22 protein-coding genes are annotated in these 26,130 nt (G+C 60.3%); 12 read left to right on the top strand and 10 right to left on the bottom strand.

Annotated elements, in window-relative coordinates:
- Window positions 1-91: 91 nt before the first annotated feature.
- The 6 genes from AEQ67_RS04940 to AEQ67_RS04915 all read right to left on the bottom strand — a co-directional run bounded on the left by AEQ67_RS04940 (window position 92) and on the right by AEQ67_RS04915 (window position 6,207).
- Window positions 92-811 carry an IclR family transcriptional regulator gene (locus AEQ67_RS04940; RefSeq protein ID WP_059402770.1) on the bottom strand — a complete coding sequence of 240 codons (720 nt, stop codon included), beginning with the start codon at window positions 809-811 and terminating at the stop codon, window positions 92-94.
- Between the two features lie 41 nt (window positions 812-852).
- The gene (locus AEQ67_RS04935; RefSeq protein WP_059402769.1) at window positions 853-2,133 is read right to left on the bottom strand and encodes an MFS transporter; all 1,281 of its coding nucleotides are present in this window, start codon (window positions 2,131-2,133) and stop codon (window positions 853-855) included.
- Between the two features lie 42 nt (window positions 2,134-2,175).
- Complete coding sequence (locus tag AEQ67_RS04930) at window positions 2,176-3,033, bottom strand: sugar phosphate isomerase/epimerase family protein (protein ID WP_059402768.1); 858 nt, start codon at window positions 3,031-3,033, stop codon at window positions 2,176-2,178.
- Window positions 3,034-3,099: 66 nt separating this feature from the next.
- The gene (locus AEQ67_RS04925) at window positions 3,100-4,275 is read right to left on the bottom strand and encodes a dihydrodipicolinate synthase family protein (protein WP_059402767.1); all 1,176 of its coding nucleotides are present in this window, start codon (window positions 4,273-4,275) and stop codon (window positions 3,100-3,102) included.
- A gap of 19 nt (window positions 4,276-4,294) precedes the next feature.
- On the bottom strand, window positions 4,295-5,065 hold the full coding sequence (locus AEQ67_RS04920) for a 3-ketoacyl-ACP reductase (RefSeq protein WP_059402766.1): 771 nt from the start codon (window positions 5,063-5,065) through the stop codon (window positions 4,295-4,297).
- Entirely contained in the window at window positions 5,062-6,207 is a 1,146-nt protein-coding gene (locus AEQ67_RS04915) for an acyl-CoA dehydrogenase family protein (RefSeq protein WP_059402765.1), read from the bottom strand. Before AEQ67_RS04915 ends, AEQ67_RS04920 begins: the two co-directional genes overlap by 4 nt.
- A 191-nt stretch (window positions 6,208-6,398) precedes the next feature.
- On the opposite strand from AEQ67_RS04915, the gene AEQ67_RS04910 reads away from it, so the two are divergent.
- The gene (locus AEQ67_RS04910) at window positions 6,399-7,910 is read left to right on the top strand and encodes a CoA-transferase (protein ID WP_059402764.1); all 1,512 of its coding nucleotides are present in this window, start codon (window positions 6,399-6,401) and stop codon (window positions 7,908-7,910) included.
- Between the two features lie 56 nt (window positions 7,911-7,966).
- Here AEQ67_RS04910 and AEQ67_RS04905 read toward each other — a convergent pair whose 3' ends face one another.
- Entirely contained in the window at window positions 7,967-8,620 is a 654-nt protein-coding gene (locus AEQ67_RS04905; protein WP_059402763.1) for a TetR/AcrR family transcriptional regulator, read from the bottom strand.
- A 228-nt stretch (window positions 8,621-8,848) separates the two neighbouring features.
- Between AEQ67_RS04905 and AEQ67_RS04895 the strand changes: the two genes are divergently transcribed.
- From AEQ67_RS04895 to AEQ67_RS04855, 9 genes are all read left to right on the top strand, one after another.
- The gene (locus AEQ67_RS04895) at window positions 8,849-10,360 is read left to right on the top strand and encodes an aldehyde dehydrogenase family protein (protein WP_236710274.1); all 1,512 of its coding nucleotides are present in this window, start codon (window positions 8,849-8,851) and stop codon (window positions 10,358-10,360) included.
- A 37-nt stretch (window positions 10,361-10,397) separates the two neighbouring features.
- Window positions 10,398-12,050 (top strand): GMC family oxidoreductase, encoded by a 1,653-nt coding sequence (locus tag AEQ67_RS04890; RefSeq protein ID WP_059402760.1) that lies wholly within the window; start codon window positions 10,398-10,400, stop codon window positions 12,048-12,050.
- Between the two features lie 192 nt (window positions 12,051-12,242).
- Window positions 12,243-13,349, top strand: a complete 1,107-nt coding sequence (locus AEQ67_RS04885; protein WP_059402759.1) for a sugar ABC transporter substrate-binding protein — start codon at window positions 12,243-12,245, stop codon at window positions 13,347-13,349.
- 99 nt (window positions 13,350-13,448) lie between these two features.
- Window positions 13,449-14,393, top strand: coding sequence for an ABC transporter permease (locus tag AEQ67_RS04880; RefSeq protein ID WP_059402758.1), 945 nt, complete (start codon window positions 13,449-13,451; stop codon window positions 14,391-14,393).
- 9 nt (window positions 14,394-14,402) lie between these two features.
- Entirely contained in the window at window positions 14,403-15,905 is a 1,503-nt protein-coding gene (locus tag AEQ67_RS04875; RefSeq protein ID WP_059402757.1) for a sugar ABC transporter ATP-binding protein, read from the top strand.
- Window positions 15,906-15,917: 12 nt separating this feature from the next.
- Entirely contained in the window at window positions 15,918-16,865 is a 948-nt protein-coding gene (locus tag AEQ67_RS04870) for an ABC transporter permease (RefSeq protein ID WP_059402756.1), read from the top strand.
- A gap of 27 nt (window positions 16,866-16,892) precedes the next feature.
- Window positions 16,893-17,642, top strand: a complete 750-nt coding sequence (locus AEQ67_RS04865; protein ID WP_059402755.1) for an electron transfer flavoprotein subunit beta/FixA family protein — start codon at window positions 16,893-16,895, stop codon at window positions 17,640-17,642.
- A gap of 16 nt (window positions 17,643-17,658) precedes the next feature.
- A complete protein-coding gene (locus AEQ67_RS04860) occupies window positions 17,659-18,588 on the top strand; it encodes an electron transfer flavoprotein subunit alpha/FixB family protein (RefSeq protein WP_059402754.1) in 930 nt (309 codons plus the stop codon).
- Between the two features lie 132 nt (window positions 18,589-18,720).
- Window positions 18,721-20,079, top strand: a complete 1,359-nt coding sequence (locus AEQ67_RS04855) for a carbohydrate porin (RefSeq protein ID WP_082377780.1) — start codon at window positions 18,721-18,723, stop codon at window positions 20,077-20,079.
- 69 nt (window positions 20,080-20,148) lie between these two features.
- Here the strand turns inward: AEQ67_RS04855 and AEQ67_RS04850 are convergent, their stop codons facing one another.
- The 3 genes from AEQ67_RS04850 to AEQ67_RS04840 form a co-directional block, all read right to left on the bottom strand.
- Complete coding sequence (locus AEQ67_RS04850; protein ID WP_059402753.1) at window positions 20,149-21,165, bottom strand: aldo/keto reductase; 1,017 nt, start codon at window positions 21,163-21,165, stop codon at window positions 20,149-20,151.
- Between the two features lie 42 nt (window positions 21,166-21,207).
- A complete protein-coding gene (locus tag AEQ67_RS04845) occupies window positions 21,208-21,603 on the bottom strand; it encodes a GlcG/HbpS family heme-binding protein (RefSeq protein ID WP_059402752.1) in 396 nt (131 codons plus the stop codon).
- A 223-nt stretch (window positions 21,604-21,826) separates the two neighbouring features.
- On the bottom strand, window positions 21,827-23,713 hold the full coding sequence (locus AEQ67_RS04840; RefSeq protein ID WP_059402751.1) for a sigma-54-dependent Fis family transcriptional regulator: 1,887 nt from the start codon (window positions 23,711-23,713) through the stop codon (window positions 21,827-21,829).
- 345 nt (window positions 23,714-24,058) lie between these two features.
- On the opposite strand from AEQ67_RS04840, the gene AEQ67_RS04835 reads away from it, so the two are divergent.
- Both AEQ67_RS04835 and AEQ67_RS04830 read left to right on the top strand, forming a co-directional pair.
- Window positions 24,059-25,159 (top strand): ATP-NAD kinase family protein, encoded by a 1,101-nt coding sequence (locus AEQ67_RS04835; RefSeq protein WP_059402750.1) that lies wholly within the window; start codon window positions 24,059-24,061, stop codon window positions 25,157-25,159.
- Entirely contained in the window at window positions 25,137-26,114 is a 978-nt protein-coding gene (locus AEQ67_RS04830) for a thiamine pyrophosphate-dependent dehydrogenase E1 component subunit alpha (RefSeq protein WP_059402749.1), read from the top strand. Before AEQ67_RS04835 ends, AEQ67_RS04830 begins: the two co-directional genes overlap by 23 nt.
- Window positions 26,115-26,130 lie beyond the last annotated feature (16 nt).

Raw genomic sequence — 26,130 nt, 5'->3', positions numbered from 1 at the left:
TCAAACATTCGGGACTCCATTGAATCAAACGACAGGACCGCGATGATCCCGACGATTGTTTTTCAAGGGAATAGACCCGGGCCGCTGGTCACTAAAGTTTGAGCATGTCGAACATTTCCCGCATGGCGTGGGTCGCCAGCTTGCTCAATTCGGTCTTGGGCAGGCGCGAGGCGGGCGCGGCCACACCGAGCGCGGCGACCACTCGGCCTTGCAAGCGCAAGGGCAGGGCGACGCAGTTGAGCCCCGGTTCGGCTTCTTCCAGGTCCAGCGCATAGCCTTGGGTGACGATAGCCGCCAGTTCGTTTTCCAGTTCAGCGGGCAGCAAGTTGGCTCGGCGCAGGCTGCGGCGCAGGTCTTCGTCAAAGGCCAGGAATACTTTGCCGATGGCCGAAGTGGTCAGCCCGGCACGGCGTCCGCGCGGGCTCGCAACGCGCAGGCTGCCGCTGCCTTCCAGGGCATCCATGTAGAAATACTCGCGGGTGCCGCAGGGCACCGCGAGAAAACAGGTTTCGCCCGTGCGTTCGGCCAGCATGCGCAGTGCCGGGGCAAAGGCTTCACGCAGCAGCGCATCGGCGTCATTCAATGGTTGAGCGATTTCGCGCAGGCGCAAACCCAATGCGTAGTGAGTGCCGCGACGGGATATGTAGCCCATGGCGGCCAGGGTATTGAGCAACCCGTGCAAGGTGCTTTTGTGCAGGCCCGATTGCGCCGCAAGATCGACCAAGCGGATCTCGCCGCCGGCGGCGGCGATGGTTTCAAGGATCACCATCGCGCGTTCGACGGACTGAATGCCTTTGTTCTCGTTGATCATGTGGGAACGTTCCGCCTCGTGGTTCGGCAACGTGTCGGGCGTCAGGATTTCAAGGGTTGTTGAAACAGCGAGGCGCCGCGACTGGCCATCAATCGCATGATTATCCACGCAGTCAGGTAAGAACTCGCGCAAACCATGAAAATCAGGTTGTAGCCGAGCGTGAGATTTTCCAGCGCCTTGTAGTGTTCCAGCACGAGGCCGACGATCAACGGAAAGATCATCCCGCCGATTGAACCTGCCGTGCCGCCGATGCCCATGACCGAGGCGACTTGCGAGCGCGGGAAATTGTCGGCAACGGTGGTGAACAGATTGGCCGACCAGCCCTGGTGAGCCGCCGCGGCCAGGCTCAGCAGACCGACCATGACCCACATGTTGTCGATGTAGCTGGAAAACCCGATCGGCAAAACCAATACCGCCATGATCAACATGGCGCTGTTGCGGGCTTTTTGGGTCGACCAGCCCGCGCTGATCATTCGCGACGACAGCCAGCCACCACCGACGCTACCGATGGAGGTCGCGCAGTAGACAATCATCAACGGCAGGCCGAGGTGCTTGAGGTCGAGTTCGAAGCGACTGGAGAAATAGGACGGCAACCAGAACAACATGAACCACCAGATCGGATCGGTGAGGAACTTGCCGGTGACGAATATCCAGGTCGAGCGCAGCTTCAGCAGGTCGGCCCATTTGACCTTGTTGACCGGTTCAACGTGAGCGTCTTCGTTGATGTAGGCCAGTTCGCTGGCGCTGATCCGTGGGTGTGCGGCGGGGGCCTGGTAAAAAATCTTCCAGAAAATCAGCCAGACGAATCCGGTCAGGCCGGTAATGACAAACGCTGATTCCCAGCCATAGGTTGCCGCCAGCCAAGGCACACAGGCCGGCGCCAGAATCGCCCCGACACTGGTCCCGGACGTGAGAATGCCAACGGCCAGGGCGCGTTCTTTTTTCGGGAACCACTCAGAGACGGCTTTGATGGCCGCCGGGAAGTTTCCGGATTCACCCAGCCCCAACAGCGCTCGCATGTACATGAAACTCAGGGTCGACTGAGCAGCGGCGTGGCCGATGGCTGCAAGGCTCCAGACCATGATGCACAAGCCGTAGCCGAGCTTGGTGCCCAGGCGGTCAATCAGCTTGCCGAACACCAGCAAGCCACCCGCGTAACTGGCTTGAAAGATGATCACCAGATAGCTGTAGTCCGTCTCGCTCCAGTGAAATTGTTGCTCCAGCAGCGGCTTGAGCAGGCCGAGCACCTGCCGGTCGAGGTAGTTGATGGTGGTGGCGAAAAACAGCAGTGCACAGATTTGCCAGCGATAGTGATGTGACATGAAAACCTCTGTCTTTTTATTGTTCTTGTGTGGGCGCGGCACTTAGCAGCAGCGTTGCAAGCGTTCGGCGCAGCGCTGCAGCACCTCGGTTTCGTCGCGTTTCCACCAGTTGTCACGGGAGAAGATTTCGACTTCGACGGCGCCGTCATAACCCGCCGTTTCAACCTGCTGGCGAATGCCACGCAGATCAATCACGCCATCGCCCATCATGCCGCGATCCAGCAACAAGTCCCGGGTCGGCACCAACCAGTCGGACAGGTGCAGGCCGAGTATTCGGTTTTGCGCGCCGGCGCGGTGTATCTGCTCGTGCAGCCTGGGGTCCCACCAACAGTGATAAACGTCGACGGCGACGCCCAGCTGCCGGTAGCTCCCAGGCTCCAGCGCCTCGCACAGATCCAGTGCCTGCTCCAGCGTCGACAAACACGAGCGGTCCGCCGCATACATCGGGTGCAGGGGTTCCAGCGCCAGCGCGACGTCATGCTGTTTGGCGTGCTCAAGCAACATGGCCAATCCTTCGGCAACCTGAGCGCGCGCGGCCGGTAGATCACGGGAGTCACCGGGCAGGCCGCCGACCACCAGGATGAAACACTGCGCTTGCAGTTCAGCCGCTTCCTCGATGGCCTTGCGGTTGTCGGCGATGGCGGTGTCGAAGGCCTGTCGTGTGGCAGACGGGATGAAGGTCGAGCGGCAGTAGGCATTCACCTTGAGGCCGCTGTCGTGCAAGTGCCGGCGAACCTGGCTGAGCGTGCGGCCTTGCATGTCCTTGCGCCAAGGAGCGACGTAGCCGAATCCCGCGCGGGCGATCAGCTCCAGGGGTTGTTCGATCGGCAGGCGATGACCGAGGGGGGCGGTGTTGATCGAGCAGCGGTCGAGGCGGTTTTCCAGTGTGCTGAATGACATTCGATTCTCCACGATGGCTGAGGGTTGAATCGCGGAGCGCAGCCGGTGCGGCGCTCCGCAACGTCGCTAAGCGCCTGCGCCATAGAGCCCGAGGAAGGTTTTCATCCTGGCCACGGCCCGTACCGGATCGCTGAGCAGTCCGGCCCTGTCCGCGAGGCGGAAGATCTCGCAGAAGTAGGGCAGGGGACGCATCGCTTGCTGGCCGCCGAGCATGACGAAGTGATCCTGATGGCCATTGAGGTAGGCCAGGAACACCACGCCGGTTTTGTAGTACTGGGTCGGGCTGCTGAAAATCAGCCGGGCCAACGGCACGGTGGGGTTGAGCAACGCGTGGTAGCGGGCCATATCGCCGTCAGCCAATGCCGCCAGTGCATGAGCGGCAGCCGGCGCGATGGCATCGAAGATCCCCAGCAAGGCGTGGGAAAAACCCTGTTCGTCACCGGCGATCAGTTCCGGGTAGTTGAAGTCGTCGCCGGTGTACATCTTCACCGACGCCGGCAACCGCCGCCGCAGGAGGATTTCCTTTTCTTTGTCGAGCAACGAGATCTTGATCCCGTCGACCTTGGCGGCATTCTCGTGAATGATCTCAAGGCAGGTTTCCAGGGCTTCCTCATATTTTTGGCTGCCCCAGTAACCGGTCAATGCCGGGTCGAACATGTCTCCCAGCCAATGCAAAATCACCGGTTGCCGCGCATCTGACAATACTTTGCGATAGACCCGCTGATAGTCCTGCGGACCCTTGGCGACACGGGCCAGGGCGCGGCTGGCCATGAGGATGATGCGGCCGTCGAGCTTGTCGATGGCGCTGTGCTGTTGGTCATACGCTTTCAGCACGTCATCAAGACTGTTGGCGTCATTCGCTGCCAACTGGTCAGTACCACAACCCGAAAAAATCACCGCGTGCTTGATGTCGCGGGTGTCTTCGAGCGTGCGCTTGATCAGCTCCAGCGCGGTCGGCCAGTCGAGGCCCATGCCACGCTGGGCAGTGTCCATGGCCTCGGCGATGCCCAAGCCCTGTTGCAACAGATAACGCCGATACTCGAGGGTCTTTTCCCAATCGATGGCGGCTTTGCTGCCGGGTTGGTTGGCGCTGAACGGATCGGCGACGACGTGCGCGGCCGACAAGGCGATTCGGTTATTCGGTAATGGCCTGGTCGGCGGCAACAGTGGCTCGCCGGTCAAGGTGTAGGGCTGCAGCGGACGGTCCGCGTCAGCGGTCAACAAGTCGATAGTTAAAGGCATGTGCTTATCTCTTCGCAGATTAGAACTTGGGAATCAGCAGGCCACCGTCGACCGGCACTGCCTGGCCGACGGTGTAGGGCAACCCACCGGTGGCCATCGTGGTCACGACACGGGCGACGTCCTCGGGCTGACCCCAGCGCTTGATGGCAGTCAGGCCGCGTTCGATTTCAGCGTCGTAACGGGCCTTCGAAGGCGCGGTCATTTCAGTGGCGATCAGTCCCGGTTGGACCTCGTAGACCCCAATGCCTTCATCGGCCAGGCGCACCGCGAACAACCGCGAGGCCATCGACAAGCCCGCCTTGGAAATCCCGTATTCGCCGCGCAAGGTCGAGACTGCGTGCACGTTGGAGGAGGTGATGGTGATGATGCAGCGGTGCTGTTCGCAGGTGGTGTTTTGCTTCAGGCGTCGAGCGAACGCCTGAGTCAGGAAGAACGTGCCGCGAGTGTTGACCTGGTGGCATCGGTCAAAGCTTTGCGGGCTGACGTCCAGCAAGTCGCCGCGTGACAGCACGGAAACACCGGCATTGTTGACCAGGCACGTGAGCGGACCGAGTGCTGCCTGAGCAGTCTTCAGCAGCGTTTCATGCTGCTCGATGGCCGAGATATCACCGGCCAGGGCAACAGCGTTTGCCCCGGCATCGGTGGCCTGGCGCACGGTGTCCAGCAACGCGTCATCGACGTGCAAATCCACCACCGCCAGATCGAAACCTGCGTGGGCCAGGCCCACCGCAATGGCGCGGCCGATCCCGCCGCGTGCGCCGGTAATCAGCGCGGTCGGACGCGAGATCATGTGCGTGCTCCGTGGTTGAACAGTTCGCGGGCGATGATCGTGCGCTGGATCTGGTTGGTGCCTTCATAAATCTGGGTGATCTTGGCGTCGCGGTACAGACGCTCGACTTCGAAGCCACGGATAAACCCGCTGCCGCCGAATAGCTGCACGGCATTCGCGGTATGCGCCACGGCAATGTCGGCGGCAAAACACTTGGCCATCGAGCAGGCAATCGTGGCGTTGTCAGCGCGGTCGAGGCGATCCGCTGCATCGAGCACCAACAGGCGTGCGGCGCGAATGTCTTTGGCCATGTCCGCCAGAATCCACTGCAACCCCTGGTTTTCAGCGATGGGTTTGCCAAATTGTTTGCGTTGCGGCACGTACTCCAGCGCTGCCTCAAGTCCGGCCTGGGCAATGCCGACCGCGAGCGAAGCGATGCCGATGCGACCTTTGTCCAGGGCACTCATCATGATGTGAAAACCACGACCTTCCTGGCCGAGCAGGGCATCGGACGGCAGTTCGACGTTATCGAAGTTCAACCCGCCGACCTGCGACGCGCGCTGGCCCATCTTGTGTTCCTTGGGACCTTTGGACACACCCGGCAAATGGCAATCGACGATGAAAATGCTCATGCCACGCTTGCCCGCCGCCGGGTCGGTGCGCGCCAGGACGAACGCCAGGTCGGCCACCGGAGCGTTGTGAATCCATAGTTTTGAGCCGTTGAGCAGCCAACCGGTTTCGGTGCGGACCGCCGTGGTGCGAATGCCTGACACATCGGAGCCGGCTTCGGCCTCGGTGATGCAATACGCCGGATGTTTCTGTGCGCTCAGCAGCGAAGGCAGGAAACGCTCGCGTTGCTCGGCGCTGCCGTGAACCGACAGCAAGGTGCCAATCAGTTCCAGCAGGCCGCATTGATCGGCGATCGAGGCATAGCCGCGCGACAACTCTTCCATCACCAGCGCATAGGCGCTGGTGTCCAGGCCAGCCCCACCAAACGCTTCAGGAACGGTGATGCCGAACAGGCCCAGTTCACCCATTTGGCGATACAGCGCGGCAGGGAAACTTTCGTCGTGATCGAGTTTTTCGGCGATCGGGCGGATCGCCTGGTCGGCAAAGCGGCGGGCCAAATCACGGATCTGCACGTGGGTTTCAGAAAGCTGCATTGTTTTTTTCCTTTCTGTTGCGCGATGGGAAAGACCTTCATCGCTTGGGTTGTGTTCTTTTTTCAGCTGGATTAAAGTGGATTTAAGTAACCAACCGGTTATTTATTTAATGCGTCCTTTCGGTAAGCGTCAAGCGCTCTCTGAAAAATCTCGGATTCGATTGCGACAAACGTATTGATGAGGAAATAACAATGAAAAGAAGCTGTTCATCAGCGTCGGAAGTGGCCAGCAGAATTAGCGACGGGGCCACGATTGCAGTCTGTGGTTCAGGAACGCTGCTGGAACCTGACGCACTGCTCGCGGCAATTGAAGAGTCGTTTCTGCGTACCGGCCATCCTTGCGGACTGACCGTGGTGCACGCGTTGGGAATTGGTGATGGACAGGGCAGCGGTCTGGAGCGACTCGCTCACGAAGGGTTGGTGACCAAAGTCATCGGCGGGCATTGGAGTTGGGCCGCGAAGATGCAGGCATTGGCGCGCAACAATGCCATCGAAGCCTATAGCTTGCCTGCCGGGGTCATCATGAGCCTGATGCGTGAAATCGGTGCGGGGCGTCCGGGCTTGATCACGCACATCGGCCTGGGGACATTCGCCGATCCCTTGGTTGCCGGTGGGAAATGCAATGATCGAGCGACCGAATCGATCGTCGAGCGCCTAGACATCGATGGCAAAACCTACTTGCGCTACAAGCCGTTCAAGGTCGATGTGGCGATTATTCGCGGCAGCCTGGCAGACCCGAGCGGCAACATCACCTTGCGCCACGAGGCGGCAGATCTGGATGCGTATGCGCTGGCGCTGGCTGCCCACAACAGTGGCGGCAAGGTCTACGTGCAGGTGCGCGAACTGAGCGACAGCGCTTTTGTGCCGGCGCGGCTGGTGCGGATTCCCGGCGTGCTGGTGGATGAGGTGGTCGTCGTGCCGCAGCAGCGTCAATGTGTGGCGGCCGATTACGACCCGGCCATCAGTGGCGAATGCCTGGCGCAATCGGCAGAGGACGAAAAAAGCCTGCCCGACGACATTCGGCGAATTATTGCGCAACGCGCCGCTGACGAATTCATGCCCGGCATGTCGTTGAATTTCGGTTTCGGCATTCCCGGCGGCATTCCTTCACTGCTCGCTGAGCGTGGTCTGCAAGACAGCTATTGGGGCAGCATCGAACAGGGTATCCACAACGGTCGGATGATGGGCGGCGCGATGTTTGGCGCGGCGCGTTTTCCGCAAGCGATTGTCACTTCCCTCGATCAATTTGATTTCTACAGCGGTGGCGGGGTCGACCTGGCGTTTCTCGGCATGGGCGAAATGGACAGCCAGGGCAACGTCAACGTTTCGAACCTGGGTGGCACGCTCGTCGGCCCCGGTGGCTTTATCGACATCACCCAGGGGGCGCGTAAAGTGGTGTTTTGCGGGGCGTTTGAGGCCAAAGGGCTGGACGTGGCGAAGGTCGATGATGCGCTGCAACTGAATCGGCTTGGCGAGGTTCCCAAGCTGGTGGAAAAAGTCCGTCACATCACCTTCAGCGGTCCGCAAGCCGTGCTTGCCGGGCAGGAGGTGCTGTATGTCACGGAGCGGGCGGTGTTCCGGCTGTTGGCCGAAGGCATCGAGTTGATCGAGGTGGCGCGAGGTGTCGACATCCAGCGTGATGTGCTCGATCGCATGGCGTTCGCACCTATCGTGCGTGATGTGAAAGTGGCAGGGCTGGTGTGATGTCGGCCCCTTTTGGCTTGCGCTCAAGCGAAAAGGGGCGGTCGGCTCCGGCCGCTTCAGTTCGCGCGCAGCATGCCGAGGATCGTCTGGATATTGAAGTCGATACGGGTTTGCAGCGCTTCGGCAGACATCAGGTCGAAGCCGTAGATGATCTCGCCGGTGAAGCGGTTGTTGAGGTAGTAGTAATTGATCGCGGCAATGGTGATATTCAACTGGATCGGGTCAATGCCTTCGCGGAACACGCCTTGGGCGACACCGCGAGCAAGGATCTCGGCAACCATCGAGACCATCGGCGCATGCATGTCATGCATTTTTTCCCGAGAGCGTTTCAGGTGTGCGGCCTTGTGCAGGTTTTCACTGTTGACCAGGGTCAGGAAATGAGGGTTTTTCAGGTAGTACTTCCAGGTGAAACTCACCAGTTTGCTGATCGCTTCGACCGGTTCCAGTTCTTCCAGTTTGAGCTTGCGTTCGGCTTGGCGAATGTCCTGGTACGCCGACTCAAGCACTGCCTCGAACAAGCCTTCCTTGTTGCCGAAGTATTCGTAAATCATCCGCTTATTGGATTGGGCTCGCAGCGCGATGCTGTCAATGCGCGCTCCGCCAAGTCCCAATTTGGCGAATTCGATTTTTGCCGCGTTGAGAATTCTCAGGCGCGTGGCATCGGAATCGCGAGTCGGACGGACTGCCTCTTCGGTGGGTTTTTTGGGCATTTAAAGCGCTCTCCAGAGCATAGGTACAGTTCTCATAACGCTGACGTGGATGGCCTCGGCTATAAGGGCGATGAGCTTAGCCATGCGGCATGCAGATGACAAATAAAGCTTAGCCGGGTGCTTGTATGTAAACAACTGGTTGGTTATATATCTTTGGCGGGTGGCACGATGCTGCGGGTTTTCGAGCATCAGCTGCCTGAATCAAGTGCCGTACAGAGGATGTTTTTTGTGAACAACAACAATGGCAACACCCGGACCCATCAACTGCCTGCGCAGCCTCGGAACTTCGACATGTTCATCGACGGGCAATGGACCCAGGGCTCGGCGCTCAAGCAGGTGACGCGCTTGAGCCCGGCGCACAATGTGCCGGTGAGCGTGTATCCATCGGGAGGCGTGGCCGATGTCGATCAGGCGGTGGCGGCGGCTCGCCGGGCGTTCGATCACGGGCCATGGGCCAAATCCGCAGGGGAATTTCGCGCCCAGGTGCTGCTGAAAACGGCGGCATTGATTCGCCAGAACAGCGAAGAACTGGCCCTGTGCGAAACCCTCGAAACCGGCAAGCCGATCAATCAATCCCGTGGTGAAGTGCTGGGGGCGGCGGGTATCTGGGAATATGCCGCAGGCCAGGCCCGGGCGCTGCACGGTGACTCATTCAACAACCTGGGCGATACCCTGCTCGGTCTGGTGACGCGTGAGCCGGTGGGTGTGGTGGGCCTGATTACACCGTGGAATTTTCCGTTCTTCATCCTCGCCGAACGGCTGCCGTTTATTCTCGCCTCGGGTTGCACCGTGGTGGTAAAACCCAGCGAGTTGACGTCCGGCACCACGTTGATGCTGGCCGGGCTGCTGAAGCAGGCCGGTTTGCCCGACGGCGTGGTCAATGTGCTGACCGGGCCCGGTTCGGTGGTTGGCCAGGCGATTTCCGAGCATGCCGACATCGATATGGTGTCGTTCACCGGCTCCACTGAAGTCGGTCGCCTGACCATGGCCGCGGCGGCGGGCAACATGAAGAAAATTGGCCTGGAGCTGGGCGGCAAAAACCCGCAGGTCGTCTTTGCCGACGCCGACCTGGATGCGGCGGCCGATGCGATTGTCTTCGGGATTTGCTTCAACGCCGGGCAGTGCTGTGTCAGTGGCAGTCGCCTGGTGGTGCATCGTTCAGTCGAAGAGCTATTGACCCGAAAAATATTGGCGCTGATCGAAAAAGTCCGCATTGGCGACCCGCTTTTAGAGTCGACGCAGGTCGGCTCGATTACCGAGCAACGGCATCTGGAGCGAATCCTAGGTTATATCGAACAGGGCCGGAAAGAGGGCGCCGTGCTGATTCAGGGCGGTAGCCGGATCGATGCTGCGCAAGGGTTTTACCTGCAACCGACGGTGTTCAGTCAGGTAACTGCGGACATGCTCATCGCCCGCGAAGAGATTTTTGGCCCGGTGTTGACCATTACCGCGTTTGACGATTTCGATGAAGCCATGCGCCTGGCCAACGACACCCCGTTCGGCCTGGCCGCGAGTATCTGGAGCCGTGACCTGGAAACCGCCTTGCAAGCGATGCGGCAAATCAAGGCTGGCCGGGTGTGGGTCAACACCACCATTGCCGGCGGTCCGGAGTTGCCTTCCGGCGGTTTCAAACAGTCGGGTATCGGCCGCGAAACCGGGCGCTACGGGGTTGAGGAATACACGGAACTCAAATCTGTCCATGTGCAGCTGGGCGAGCGGCCCCGCTGGGTTCAGGCCTGATCTGCGTCGGTATAAAAATAAGACAGGAGACAAGTAAATGTACGATTTCGTCGTTATCGGCGGTGGTTCTGCCGGTTGTGTGCTGGCCGCGCGCCTGAGCGAGTCGGCCGATGTCCGGGTGCTGCTGCTCGAAGCCGGGCCTGCCGATACCAATCCTTACATTCATATGCCAGTCGGCTTTTTCAAGATGACCGGCGGGCCGCTGACCTGGGGCTATGAAACGGCGGCGCAGGGTGAGGTCCAGAATCGCTCGATTGTCTTTCCGCCAGGGCGGGGGCTCGGCGGCGGCGGGTCGGTCAACGCGATGGGCTACACCCGAGGCAATGCCAAGGACTATGACGATTGGGAGCAGGAGGAGGGCTGTCGCGGCTGGTCTTATCGCGATGTATTGCCTTACTTTCGCAAGGCCGAGGACAACGAACGGTTTTCCAATGAGTACCACGGCACCGACGGACCCTTGGGCGTTTCCGATCTGATCACGGTCAACGAGGTGACGAAGGCGTTCATCCGTTCTGCCCAAGAGGCGGGCATTCCGCATAACGCCGACTTCAATGGCGCCAAACAAGAAGGCTGCGGCGCCTATCAAGTGACACAGCGCGGCGGACGCCGTTGCAGCGCGGCACAAGGCTATTTGAGCAAAGTTCGCAATCGTCCCAATCTGACCATCCAGACTGAATGCCTGGTCACGCGGATTCGCATCGAAAACGGTCAGGCTACTGGCGTGGAGTACGTCCAGGGCAGCGGTTCGCGGGAGGTGAAATTCGCTGCGGCCGAGCGCGAAGTCGTGGTGGCGGCGGGCGCCATCGGCTCACCGAAGATTCTGATGCTGTCCGGTATCGGCCCGGCTCAGGAACTGGCCAATCTGGGCATTGCCGTCAAGCAGGATTTGCCGGGTGTAGGGCAAAACCTGCAAGACCATTTCGACATCGACATCGTCTATGAACTCAAGGGCTCGCAAAGCCTGGACAAGTACGCCAAGCCGCACATGATGCTGATGGCCGGGCTGGAATATAAGCTGTTCAATAAAGGTCCGGTGACCTCGAACATCGCTGAGGCGGGCGCTTTCTGGTACGGCGACTCGCGCTCCAGTACCCCGGACCTGCAATTTCACTTCTTGCCGGGAGCGGGGGTTGAAGCCGGTATTCCGCCTGTTCCATCAGGTTCCGGCTGCACGCTTAACTCCTACTTCCTGCGTCCGCGCAGTCGCGGCAGCGTCAGATTGCGCAGTGCCGATCCGTTGCAACCGCCGTCGATTGCTCCCAACTACATCAGCGACCCCTATGACCTGCATGTTTCGGTTGAAGGCATCAAGCTGAGTCGGGAAATCATGGGGCAGCATTCGCTGAGTCGTTACCTCAAATCCGAGCATTTCCCCGGCAGCAGTGTGCGCACCCAAGCCGATTATGAAGACTATGCGCGACGCTGCGGGCGCACCGGATATCACCCGGTGGGCACCTGCAAAATGGGCATCGACGAACTGGCGGTGGTCGATCCGCAATTGCGCGTGCGGGGTGTGCAGCGACTGCGCGTCATCGACTCTTCAGTGATGCCACGACTGATCAGCGCCAACACCAACGCACCGTCGATCATGATCGCCGAGAAAGGCGCGGACCTGCTGTTGGGGCGCACGCTGGCACCTTCGGAGGTGCAGGCCAGGACCGGCCGCCACTCCCTCGATCAAGCCGTATAAGGCTCAGGTTCCTGGGCATCGACAGTTTTTTGATGCTTAGGAACTTCACCCTTTTCGACCCTTTGTAGATTTTTCTGCCGCCCCAATCGCTAAGGATTGCATCCCCGCTGCAATAGTTTTATAAATAACTAGTTGGTTACAAAAAATACAATAAAGCGCCAATCACCCAGGTGATGCGCAACCGGAGGTCACATGAATAACAACAATGAAAATGATCCAGCCCGGCTCCTCGAAATGAGCCGTCGCAAGCTGTTGATAGGCGCTGCCAGCCTGGCTGGAGCAGGTGCCGTGGGAAGCTTGTTTCCCACCATGCTGTGGGCGCAGACGACGCTGACGTTCTCCAATTCCTTCCGCTCGCTGACCAATCCTTACCATGCGATTTTCAATCGCGGTGGTGAGGCCTACGCCACCAGTCAGAAGCTGCCGTACTCGCCGCTGGTGACCGAAGGCAACAGTCAGAAGGGCATCGCCGACCTCCGCGCGTTGATCGCCAAGACTGACGGCAACCTGATCCTCAACATCGAACCGAACGATTCGGCCGACGCCCGTGTGATCATCGAGCAATGCGTCAAGGCCGGCGTCTACGTCACCACCATCTGGAACAAACCGGATGACATGCACCCGTGGGATTACAGCCCGTATTGGGTGGCGCACATTGCCGAGGATGGCGAAGCCGTGGGTGAAGCGGTCGCCACGGCGCTGTTCGAGGCCATGGGTGGCAAGGGCGGTATTGTCGCGCTGGGCGGGATCTTCAGTAACGTTGCCTCGATCGGGCGGCGCAAAGGTCTGGACAGCGCCTTGAAAAAATTCCCGGACATCAAGCTGCTGGATTTCCAGGCGGCCGACTGGAGCGCCAACAAAGCGTTCCCGATCGTACAGTCGTGGCTGACGCGTTTTGGCAGTGAGATCAAAGGCATCTGGTGCGCCAACGACGACATGGGCATGGGCGCACTTGAAGCGTTGCGCGGCGAGGGGCTGGCGGGCTCGATTCCGGTGGTCGGCATCGACGCGATCGAGCAGGCAGTAGAAGCCATTCGTAGCGGTGAATACATCGCGACGTCCAACCTCGATCCGTACTGGCTCGGCAGCATGGGGCTGGCACTGGCGCATGCGGCCAGGACCGGCCGACTCGATCCGGCCAAAGAGCCTCACGAGCATCGCGAATTCTACGTGCGCCCGCAGTTGATCACGAAGGACAACGTCGAGGCGTTCTACGCGACCCACTTCAACGCGACGCCGGCCGTCGATGTCACCGATTTCTGGGGACGAATCGCCGGGCCCATTCGCTACAACTCGTAATCGCTCAGTCACGGTCTTTCCTGTTTCCAACGCCCCTCATTCCAGAGGTGCGGTGGTGCATGAACGCTTTTTTCAATGCCTGTTTCCGGAGTTATCGTCATGGCCCGCCTGCGACGGTTTTCATCGCTTATTGTCCTGCTGCTCATCGGTCTGCTCATTGGTTCGGTCAATCCCAGTTTCTTTGACCCGATGAACCTGTCGCGAATCGCCACCACGTCTTCGATTCCGCTGCTGATGGCGCTGGGTGGAATGTTCGTTATCCAGATGGGAAGCATCGATCTTTCCGTAGAAGGCGTGGTCGCGGTCGCGGCGGTGTGTTTCGCCTTGTTGATCGGCAACACGCTCAACAGCCATGCCATTGGTCTGTGGGCCGTGCCGATTGCGATCCTGATTGGCGCCTTGACCGGCCTGATCAATGGGCTGCTGCAAGTCAAATTGCGCATTCCCTCTTTCATGGCGACGCTGGGTGTCGGCTTTGTCGGCATTGGCCTGGCCACCGCGTTACTGGAAGGCAACACCGTGCGGGTGCTCGACATGAATGTCCGAGCGATTGCCTTGCACCGTTTGATGGGGTTGCCGTTGTCGGTGTGGATGGTGGTGTTGGCGCTGGGTGTTGCGCATTTCATTTCCCGGCACACGGTATTGGGGCGGCATGCGCTGGCCATTGGTGGCGGTGAAGATCTGGCACGGCTCAATGGCGTGAACGTCAACCGTACGCGTATCAGCATTTTCGCCTTGGCCGGCGCTTTCTACGGGCTGGCGGCGATCCTCGCGGTTGCCCAGTTCGGGCAAGGGCATGCACTGATAGCGCAAGGCCAATTGTTCACTGCGATCACCGCGATTGTTGTCGGCGGCGCGTCGCTGGCGGGTGGCAATGGCAGTCCGCTGGGGACTCTGTTGGGCGTGTTGATCGTGGTGGTGGTCAGTAACGGCATGGTCCTGATAGGGATCGCGCCTTACGTCCAGCAAGGTGTGCAGGGCGTGCTGATTATCGCCGCTGTCGCTATCGCCCTTGACCGTGCGAAAGCACGCGTCGTCAAGTGAGGAGGTCCCATGCTCGCGCTCAATAATGTCAGTAAACGGTTCAATGGCATCACGGTGCTGAAGAACATTTCGCTTGAGGTGCGCAAGCACGAAGTGGTCGGGCTGATCGGCGAAAACGGTGCCGGCAAGTCGACGTTGATGAAGATCCTCACCGGAGTCTACCAACCCGATGAAGGTCATCTGGAACTCGACGGTTCGCCGATTCTGCTCGACGGACCGCGTGGCGCAACGGCGAATGGCATCGCGATGGTCTATCAGGAGCAATCGATCCTGCTGAACCTCTCGGTCGCTGAAAACCTGTTCATGGGCCGCGAAGATGAGTTTTCGCGCTTGGGTTGCCTGAACTGGAAAAAACTTCACCGCGCTGCGCGCTTGCAACTGGCCAAGGTCAATCTGGATATCGATCCGGGCATGTTGTGCAGCGAGTTGAGTTTCGGTCAGCGACAGATGATCGAACTGGCCAAGGCCCTGGCGCTGGAAGAACGCACGGACGGTCATTTGGTCATCCTTCTGGATGAGCCGACCTCGGCCCTCGAACAAAAGGAAATTGACACGCTGTTTCGCCTGGTGCGGCAGCTCAAGTCCCGTGCGTCGTTCATCTTTGTGTCCCATCGGCTGGACGAATTGCTCGATCTCAGTGACCGCGTGTATGTGATGAAAGACGGTGAGGTGGTCGCGCAGATGCCCGCCGCCGAGGCCACCAAGGACCGCCTGCACACCTTGATGGTCGGCCGTTCGCTGCACACCGAGTTTTACCGTGAATCGCTCCAGCAGCCATGTTTGCCAGAGGTGGTGATGTCAGCCCGCGAGCTGGCGCTGGACGGCTGTTTTGCCAGCCTGGACTTCGATCTGCATCGCGGTGAAATTCTGGGCATTGCCGGGGTCATTGGCTCGGGGCGTGAAGAATTGTGCCGGGTATTGGCCGGCTTGATGCCCAAGAGTCGCGGCGAAATCCAGGTGCAAGGCCGTCGATTGGACGGGGGCGGACCGCAAGCGGCGATTCGTGCCGGTATCGGCTACATCCCCCGCGAACGCAAGGTCGAAGGCATCGTTTCGATGCTCAGCGTGGCGCAGAACATGACCTTGGCGCGCATCGGCCAAGTGACTTCGCTGGGTCTGCTCGACGAGCGCAAGGAGCGTTCGATTGCCGAAGACTGGATCAAGCGCCTGAGCATCAAGACCCCGGGCCCCGATGCATTGCTGCTCAACCTCAGTGGCGGCAACCAGCAAAAAGTGGTGTTGGCCAAGTGGCGCAATGCGGGTTCGACGATCCTGATCCTCGATCACCCGACTCGCGGGCTGGATGTGGGCGCGAAGGAGGACGTCTACCAGCTGATCCGCGAGATCACTGGCCAGGGCGTCTCGGTGATTCTCACCGCCGATACCCTGGATGAAATGATTGGGCTCAGTCACCGGATTCTGGTGATGCGTGACGGTGAAGTCGCTCAGTCCTTCGACTGCCTGCCCGGCGCCAAGCCGCAGCAGGTAGACCTGATCAAGTACATGGTTTGAGAGAGCACAGACATGCCAATTTCCCTTAGCGGATTTCGCACGCAGGCGCCGTTGTTTGCCTTGATTGTCCTGGTTGCACTGATCGCCGGGTATGACCCGGGCTTCATTCATCCCAGCGCTATTCTGGGCCTGCTCGCCGACACCTCGACGCTGTTTGTGATGGCGACCGGTATCACCTTTGTGTTGCTGATCGGCGGTATCGACCTGTCTGCCCAGGCCGTGGCGTCCATGGCCAGCGTGATCATCGCGCTGCTGTTGCCGGCCTACGGGTTCTGGGCATTTCCAATTGGCCTGGGCCTGGGCATCGCTGCCGGCGCACTCAGCGGCCTGTTGCATACGTGGCTGCGGATCCCCTCGTTCATCGTCACCCTGGCGATTGGCGGGGTCGTGACCAGCATCACCATGCTCGCCTCCAACAACCGCACGATCAACATCGACGGCGCCGAACGCGAGGCCTGGTTTGGCTGGGTCACCGGCCACACCGCCGGCATTCCCAATGAAGTCTGCGTGGCGTTCGTGGTGCTGATGCTGTGCATTTTCCTGCACCGCAAGACGCCGTTCGGACGGTTTAGCAATGCCATCGGCGCAGGCGAACCGGCGGTCTGGGCCTCGGGTATCAACGTCAACCGGATCAAGATCATGACCTTCGCCATATCGGCCGGTCTGGCGGCGTTGTCCGGAATCATCATGGCCGGGAGGCTGTCCAGCGGTTCGCCAACGCTGGCCAATGAATTCCTGCTGCCGGCAATCGCCGCAGTATTGGTCGGGGGCACGGCATTGACCGGTGGCGTCGGTGGCGTCTGGCGAACACTGATCGGTGCGCTGCTGGTTTCCGTAGTGCGGATCGGTATGACGTTCGTCGGTGTCAGCGTGTTTGCCCAGCAGATCGTGTTCGGCGTGATCCTGATCATCGCCGTGGCGTTCACCATCGATCGTTCGAAGCTCCCGGTCGTCAAGTAACACATCAAAAAACGGTGGAAATAAGCAATGAAAGTCCTTGTGTCAATCAAACGGGTGGTCGACTACAACGTCAAGGTTCGCGTCAAGGCGGACCATTCCGGCGTCGACCTCGCTAACGTGAAGATGTCGATGAACCCGTTCTGCGAAATCGCAGTGGAAGAAGCCGTACGCCTGAAAGAGAAAGGCGTTGCGACTGAAATCGTCGTCGTCTCGATCGGCCTGTCCGCCGCTCAAGAGCAACTGCGCACCGCGCTGGCGCTGGGTGCCGACCGCGCCATCCTCGTCGAATCCGCTGAAGACCTGACGTCCCTGGCCGTTGCCAAGCTGTTGAAAGCGGTTGTCGACAAGGAACAGCCTCAGCTGGTGATCCTTGGCAAACAAGCCATCGACAGCGACAACAACCAGACCGGCCAGATGCTCGCTGCACTGAGCGGTTACGGTCAGGGCACGTTCGCCTCCAAAGTCGAGATCAGTGGCGACAGCGTTGCCGTGACCCGCGAAGTCGACGGCGGCGCGCAGACGGTTTCCCTGAAACTGCCGGCCATCGTCACCACCGACCTGCGTTTGAACGAGCCGCGTTATGCGTCCCTGCCAAACATCATGAAAGCCAAGAAGAAGCCTCTCGACGTAGTGACTGCGGACGCTTTGGGCGTTTCCACCGCCTCCACCAACACAACCGTGAAAGTCGAAGCGCCGGCTGCACGCAGCGCGGGTATCAAGGTCACGTCGGTGGCTGAACTGGTCGAGAAACTGAAAAACGAAGCGAAGGTGCTTTGAATTGGAGAGCCGAATCATGACTATCTTGGTAATCGCTGAACACGACAACAAAGTGCTGGCCCCGGCCACACTGAACACCGTTGCTGCTGCCGCCAAAATCGGTGGTGACATCCACGTTCTGGTTGCCGGCCTTGGCGTTGGCGCCGTGGCTGAAGCGGCTGCGAAAATCGCTGGCGTGGCGAAAGTGCTGGTGGCCGACAACGCCGCCTACGCGCATCAGCTGCCAGAAAACGTCGCTCCTCTGGTAGCCGAGTTGGGCAACGGCTACAGCCACATCCTGGCTGCCGCTACCTCCAATGGCAAAAACATCCTGCCACGCGTTGCCGCGCAGCTGGATGTTGACCAGATCTCCGAGATCATCTCGGTCGAAAGCGCTGACACCTTCAAGCGTCCGATCTACGCCGGTAACGCGATCGCAACCGTTCAATCGAACGCCGCAGTGAAAGTGATCACCGTGCGTGCCACCGGTTTCGACCCGGTAGCGGCTGAAGGCGGTTCTGCTTCGGTTGAAGCGGTGGGCGCTGCACACGACGCTGGCATCGCAAGCTTCGTTGGCGAAGAACTGGCCAAGTCCGATCGTCCGGAACTGACCGCTGCCAAGATCGTCGTTTCCGGCGGCCGCGGCATGCAGAGCGGCGACAACTTCAAACACCTGTACGCCCTGGCTGACAAGCTGGGCGCTGCTGTCGGCGCTTCCCGCGCTGCAGTCGACGCCGGTTTTGTCCCCAACGACATGCAGGTCGGTCAGACCGGCAAGATCGTTGCGCCACAGCTGTACATCGCCGTCGGTATCTCCGGCGCGATCCAGCACCTGGCCGGCATGAAAGACTCCAAAGTGATCGTTGCGATCAACAAGGACGAAGAAGCGCCGATCTTCCAGGTGGCCGATTACGGCCTGGTGGCGGACTTGTTCGAGGTATTACCGCAACTTCAATCTTCGTTGTAAGCGATGAAGGAAAGTTAGTTAAACACTGTTGTAGACTCTGTCAGTAAATCGACGCGGCATGTTTCAAACATGCCGCGATCGAAGGGTTGTGCGCTCAAGACTCATATTAATAACAACAGAGGTCGCCACAAAATGTATAACGCTCATTTGCGCGGGAGGCTTTCCTGCGCCCTGATTACAAGCTTTATCGCTACCGCCCCGGCATTCTCGATATCCAGCCAGGCCATGGCGGCCGGGGCTTTCGACCCTGATGCAGTGGGCATGACCGGCGATTGGGGAGGGGCTCGCAGCGATCTGCTGGAGAAGGGTTATAACTTCACCCTCGATTATGTCGGGGAGCTGGGTTACAACGCCCACGGTGGTTATGACCAGGATCGAACAGCACGCTGGAGCGGTCAGTTCACCTTGGGGGCGCAGTTGGATTTGCAAAAGATCTTCGGTTGGCACGATGCAACGTTCAAGTTGGCCATCACTGAGCGCGAAGGTCGCAACATCACCAATGACCGTATCAGTGACCCGCGTGCGCCGATGTATTCCTCGACCCAGGAAGTCTGGGGAAGAGGGCAGACGTGGCGGTTGACGCAGATGTGGATCAGCCAGTCGTACCTCGATCAAAAACTCAATATCAAGTTCGGACGTTTCGGCGAGGGCGAAGACTTCAACAGTTTCCCCTGCGACTTCCAGAACCTGGCGTTGTGCGGCTCGCAAATGGGCAACTGGGCGGGCAGTGGAATCTGGTTCAACTGGCCGATCTCGCAGTGGGCCGGTCGAGTCAAATACGAATTGGCGCCACAAGTGTTCGTCCAGGTGGGGGCTTACGAACACAACCCTTCACTGCTGGAGGACAGCAATGGCTTCAAATTGAACATGAGCGGGGGTGAAGGTTTGATCCTGCCGGTCGAGTTGCTTTGGACGCCGACCGTGAACTCACTGCCGGGCGAGTACCGGGTCGGTGCCTATTACAGCACCGCCGACGCCACTGACGTCGAGAGCCGCGAAGTGCCCGGTGACGTGACCAGTAACCTGGTGTCCCGCGACAGCAAATACGGTTACTGGCTGGTCGCCCAGCAGCAGGTCACCGCTCATGACGGTGATCCCGCCCGGGGTTTGTCGCTGTTCGCCAACGTCACGGTGCAGGACCGGGAAACCAGTCAGGTCGGGCACTTCATTCAGGCCGGCTTGACCTATAAAGGCGTGTTCGATGCCCGTCCCCAGGACGACCTCGGTTTTGGCGTCGCGCGGGTCAGTACCAACTCGCGTTTTCGCAATAATCAAAAAGCGCTCAATCAGGCCAACAACCAGACGGACTATGACAATCGCGCCTATCAGCCGGTGCAAGGCAACGAGTATGACGCTGAGTTGTACTACGGTGTCCACGCGACGAAGTGGTTGATCGTCCGGCCCAATATTCAATACGTACGCAATCCGGGGGGTGTCAGCGAGGTCGACAATGCCTGGGTGGCGGGGGTGAAAATCCAGAGCAATTTTTAGCGCTCTGGCGTGATTCATTCACCGATTACCTTAAAGCCACGACAGTACGTCGTGGCTTTTTTCATGGCATCAGTGCGGGGTCGGAGCGTCTTCCCTCAGCAACCCTTTTTGTTTGAGCGCTTGCCAGAACTCGACGGGAATAGGATGGCTGAACCACTGCAAATTCTTATCCAGCTGTTCCACCGTTCGTGTGCCGGCGACGAATGAAGGGATAGCCGGGTGAGCCACCACAAATTGCATGGCGGCGGCCGGAAGAGGCACGCCATACTCTTTGCAGATCACTTCAATTGCCCGGACCCGTTCCAGGATATGGGACGGCGCAGGGGCATAGTTGTAGCGAGCGCCTTCGATGGCGCCCGTGGCCAATATCCCTGAATTGAACCCCCCACCGATCAGCACGGCGGCCCCTCGTTCTTCGCACAGCGGCAGGAACTCATCGAGTGAATCCTGTTCGAGCAGGGTGTAGCGACCGGCTAAAAGAAAGCAGTCGAAATCCCGCTGTTTCAGGGCCTCATGGCAGACTTGCCATTCATTGACGCCGACGCCAATGGCTTTTACCACCCCTTCGTCGCGCAATTGTGAAAGGGCTCTCCAGGCGCCATCCATGGCTTGCTTGAACACCTGTGGTTGTTGCGATCCACGGGTGAAGACGTCGATGTCGTGGATGAAGCAAATGTCTATTCGCTCCAGGGCCAACCGTTGAAGCGAGTCTTCGAACGAGCGCATGGTGCCGTCATAGCTGTAGTCGAAGGTCATTTCGTTTGGCGCAGCGTTGCTCCAGGGGCTGAAATCGATTTGCGAACGCGGCTTGGCTTTGAGCACGCGTCCGACCTTGGAAGAGATGACGAATTCATCGCGATTCTTCCAGCGCAGCGAGTGCCCCGTACGCAGTTCGGCCAGCCCGTGCCCATACATCGGCGCGGTGTCGAAGAGGCGCACGCCACCTTCCCATGCCCGTTGGAACATGGCATCGGAGGTGGCTTCGTCGGTGGGGCGAAACAGGTTGCCGACGGGGGAGGTGCCAAAGGCAAAATTGCTGACATCCAGGTTCACTCGGCCGAGTTTTCTTTTTGTAGACGGCTGCATGAGTCAATCCTCAAATTGATGACGGTGTGAGTTTCGTTGTGGTCAGGCTGATGGTCGCCCGGCTCGCAGCGCAATGTCCTGATCCGCCTCGACCGTTGCGCCCGAGATCCCGAGTCCGCCTATGACTTTGCCTTGGGGGTCGTGCAGGACGATGCCGCCGCCGAAGCTGATCAGCCCGCCGTTGGTGCCTTCCAGGGAGTAGATGTCACCGCCAGGCTGAGCACGGGCACCGATTTCAGCACTGTCGGTGCGAAACAGCGCAGCGGTGCGGGCTTTCTTGATTGCGACCTCGATGGCACCGGGGACGGCGTCGTCCATGCGCAGGAAGGCTCGAAGCAGCCCGGCATCGTCAACCACACTGATGCAGACTGCGAAACCTTGCTCGGTGGCGACCGATATCGCGCGGTTTACAATGTCCTGGGACTGTTGATCCAGCATGTTTAGCTCCTTGATCTGATAGGGAAAGCGTCATGATCATCCGGGGGCTTTTGGCTGGCGTGAAGGTGGTAGAGGTGCTTGGGGGGGAAAGTTTGATGATGTCGGATATTGGGTGAGGCTTTTGCAGGAGCAAGCTTGCTTGCGATGGACCTGAGGGCGATGCGTTTATCCAGCAAACACGCATTATCGTTATCGTCCATCGCGAGCAGGCTCGCGCCTACATTTACGTTTGGCCTCTGCCCGGCATGTCGATGGCATGCTGGTGCACCCGTCGATACAGGGTTGCCCGGGAGATACCCAACGCCTTGGCCGCGGCAGTGGGTTTCCAGCGATGACGCACGAGGGCATCGATGAGTGCCTGGCGTTCCGGGCTGGCGCAGCGTTCTATGGCGTCAGCCGGATCATTGAGCCCGTGGCCGAGCAGTTGCTCGGGCAAGTCACTCAACACAATCAAGTTGCCCTCGCACACCGCGCAGGCGTAACGCAGTGCGTGCCGCAGTTCGCGCACATTGCCCGGCCAGCGGTAGCCGAGCAGGCATTCCAGGGCCGCGCCTCCCAGGTGTATCGATACCCCGCAGGCCAACGATTCCTCTTCGAGTATCCGGTTGATCAATGCGAGCCGGTCACTGCGTTCGCGCAGCGGCGGCAACTGGAAGCGCGCGCCGCTGAGGCGAAAGTACAGGTCTTCGCGAAACGTGCCAGAAGTCACCAGAGCGTCCAGATCGCGGTGGCTCGCACAGACGACTTGAATGTCTATTGCTTTGCGCCGTGATGCCCCCAGCGGCGCCACTTCGCCCTCGGCCAGCACCCGCAGCAAGCGGGTTTGCAGGGGCAGGGGCATGTCGCCGATTTCATCGAGAAACAACGTACCGCCATCGGCCTGTTCCAACAGACCTTGCATGCCTTTGCTCGAAGCACCAGTGAAAGCGCCGGCCACGTAACCAAACAACTCGCTTTCGATCAGGTTTTCCGGGATGGCCGCGCAGTTCACCGCAATGAACGGCCGCTCACGGCGCTGACTGGCCTGGTGCAACTGGCGGGCGAAGACTTCCTTGCCGGAGCCGGGTTCACCCCGGATCAGCCCCGGCAGATTGCGATCCTTGACCCGCACCGCCCGGCGCAGGCTTTCTTCCAGGCGCGGGTCGAGTTCAGCGGGCGTCAGCACCCGGCGCGCGGGGGTGCGTTTCATCCGACGTGGCGCACGCAGTCGCCCATGCAATTGCGCGCGGCCGCCTTGGCCGTGAAGCAGGCAGAGCGACTCGTCACTGGCCCGATGCAACACCTGCTGATCGAACACCTGGCCGATGTGTTCCGGCAACTGGCCGAAGCTTTGTAGCAACCATTGCCGCGCTGCGGGGTTCAGCGCTTGCAGCCGACCGTCATCGTCCCAGGCGAGCAAGTAATCGGGCTGGCTGTCAACGTAGCCGGGGCTGTTGTGCGCGCGCAGCACCCAGTAACCCTGGGCGCTGCTCATGAAAAATGCCTGTTCTATTTCCCGCGCACTCTGCACCACCATCTGCCGGATCAGGTGTTGAGAGCGGCGGTCGTCCGGGGAGCGCACGGCGGACACGTCGAGCACCCCGAGCAGTTCGCCCCGGGGATCGAAGACTGGCGCGGCCGAGCAGGTGAGCCCGATAAAAGCCGCGCGAAAGTGATCGCGCTTGTGCACGGTGATCGGTGTTCTTGCGGTCAGTACGGCGGCCACGCCACAGGTGCCTTCCTCACCTTCCGACCAGCAGGTGCCGAGGTACAGACCGGCTTTGCGGCAGTCATTGCGGATGGAGGTTTCCACACGGTAGTCGATGGTCTGGCCCTGGGCGTCGGTGAGCAACACGCAGTAGTCGGCATCACGCACGCGACCGTGGAGGCGCGCGACTTCTTCGCTGGCGATGCGCAGGAACAGCTCGGAACGCTCGCGGCATTCCTGCAGCACATTCTGCGAAAGAATCCGAGGCCCTTGCAGCGAGCCGGGGTCCAGGTGGTGTTGCTCCATGGAGCGGCGCCAGGAGTCGAGGATCAGGTCCGATACCGGTAGCTGCGGCAGGTGTTCGGCATTTCTCAAAACACGGCTGACGCAATCCACGTGCGCCTTCGAGTGTGCGGAAAGCATTCAGGCCTCCGGGTCCAGCTTCTTTTAGTTGTGCGGCTATTAAGCGCCGTTCATGGCCGGTCGACAAGCGTCGGTTCACCCACCGCGACGGTGAGACGCAACGTCTCAGGGTCTCACCGCCAACCCGTGCAGGCTGACATGGAACGTCTCAGCCGGGCGTGCCCCGCATCACCTGAAACTCCGACTGCGACCGCTCTGGAACAGGGCTTCAGGCGATTTTTTTCGGACCTGGCACCGGCCTTGCTCTAGCCCTTGCAACCAGTGCGACTGGCAACCCAATAATAAAAAGAGGTGCCCCATGTCCTCCTGCCGAGGCTCTTTCCATGTTCTACCCGCGGTGGCGACATGAGTCGCTTGCCCCTGACCGTTGGCATCATTGCCAACCCGGCGTCCGGCCGGGACGTGCGGCGCCTGACGGCCAACGCCGGGCTGTTTTCCAGCACCGACAAAGTGTCGGTGATTCAACGGCTGCTGGCGGCGTTTGGCGCCACCGGTGTCGAGCGGGTGCTGATGCCCACCGACATGACCGGCATTGCCGCCGCGGTGCTGAAGAACAGCCATAGCCGCCAGGCGCGCGACAGCCACTGGCCAACCCTGGAGTTCCTCGACCTGCGCTTGCGCCAGAGCGTGGCAGACACTCGCCAGGCCGCGCGCTGGATGGCTGAGCGCGGCGTATCGCTGATCGCCGTGCTCGGCGGTGACGGCACCCACAAAGCGGTGGCGGCGGAGGTCGGCGACATCCCGCTGCTGACCTTGTCCACCGGCACCAACAACGCCTTCCCGGAACTGCGTGAAGCCACCAGCGCCGGGCTGGCTGGCGGGTTGTTCGCCAGCGGACGCATCCCGCCCGAAATTGCTCTGCGCCGCAACAAGCGTCTGCTGGTGAAGGTCCCGAGCCGCGACCTGTGTGAAGTAGCACTGGTGGATGTCGCGGTGTCGTCGCTGGCCTTCATCGGTGCCCGCGCCATCAGCCGTGGGATCGATCTGGCCGAAGTGTTCGTGACCTTTGCCGAACCCCAATCCATTGGCATCTCGGCCCTGTGCGGCCTGTGGTTTCCGGTGTCGCGACAGGCACCGGGTGGCGCCTGGATGCGCCTCGATCCGCAATCCCCCGAAGCCTTGCTGGTGCCGCTGGCGCCCGGCTTGTTGCAAGGCTGCGGCGTGCTCGCCGCCGGCAGTCTGGAGCCCGGCATCCCCCATAGCTTGTGCCTGAGCAGCGGCACCCTGGCCCTGGATGGCGAGCGCGAAATCGAATTCAACGCCGATGACCGGCCCACGGTGACCCTCGATGCCGGCGGTCCGCTGAGCATCGATGTCAACGCGGCACTGGCCTACGCCGCGCAACAACGGCTGCTGGCCATCGGCCGTGAACACCCGCAACACCCCGTGAACCTTGACCCTCAAGACACCCTGGAGAATAAAAATGTCGACACAGCTGACCGCTGATCAATTGCTGCATGCCTACCGGGTGATGCGCACTATCCGCGTCTTTGAAGAGCGCCTGCACGTTGAATTCGCCACCGGCGAGATCCCCGGTTTCGTCCACCTGTATGCCGGTGAAGAGGCCTCGGCCGCCGGTGTCATGGCCCACTTGGGCGATGACGATTGCATCGCGTCCAACCACCGTGGCCATGGTCATTGCATCGCCAAGGGCGTTGATGTGTACGGGATGATGGCCGAGATCTACGGCAAGAAAACCGGGGTCTGCCAGGGCAAGGGCGGCTCCATGCACATCGCCGATTTCGAGAAGGGCATGCTCGGTGCCAACGGCATCGTCGGTGCCGGTGCGCCGCTGGTGGTCGGTGCGGCACTGGCCGCCAAACTCAAGGGCACCGACAGCGTTGCCGTGGTGTTCTTCGGTGACGGCGGCTCCAACGAAGGCGCGGTGTTCGAAGCGATGAACATGGCCTCGGTGTGGAACCTGCCGTGCATATTCATTGCCGAGAACAACGGTTACGCCGAGGCCACGGCATCCAACTGGTCAGTGGCCTGCGATCACATCGCCGACCGTGCGGCCGGTTTTGGCATGCCCGGGGTCACGGTCGATGGCTTTGACTTTTTCGCCGTTCACGAAGCGGCCGGTGCTGCCGTGGAGCGGGCCCGGGCTGGGGAAGGACCGTCGCTGATCGAGGTCAAGTTGACGCGCTATTACGGGCACTTCGAGGGCGACGCCCAGACTTACCGCGCGCCGGACGAGGTCAAGTATTTCCGCGAGAACAATGACTGCCTGATGCAGTTTCGCGAGCGCACCACCCGCACCGGCCTGGTCGATGCCAGCCAACTGGACCAGATCGACAGTGAGGTGGACCTGCTGATCGAAAACGCCGTGCGCAAGGCCAAGTCCGACCCCAAGCCGAGCGCGGCCGACCTGCTCACCGACGTCTACGTGTCCTATCCCTGATCGCCCCCTATAACAA

Origin of the sequence: Pseudomonas sp. RIT-PI-q, from assembly GCF_001297125.1 — a bacterium.
In the GTDB taxonomy this organism is placed as follows: Bacteria; Pseudomonadota; Gammaproteobacteria; order Pseudomonadales; family Pseudomonadaceae; genus Aquipseudomonas.
The sequence above is the reverse complement of the archived record's forward strand: the minus strand, read 5'-3'. Positions and strand labels throughout refer to the sequence as shown.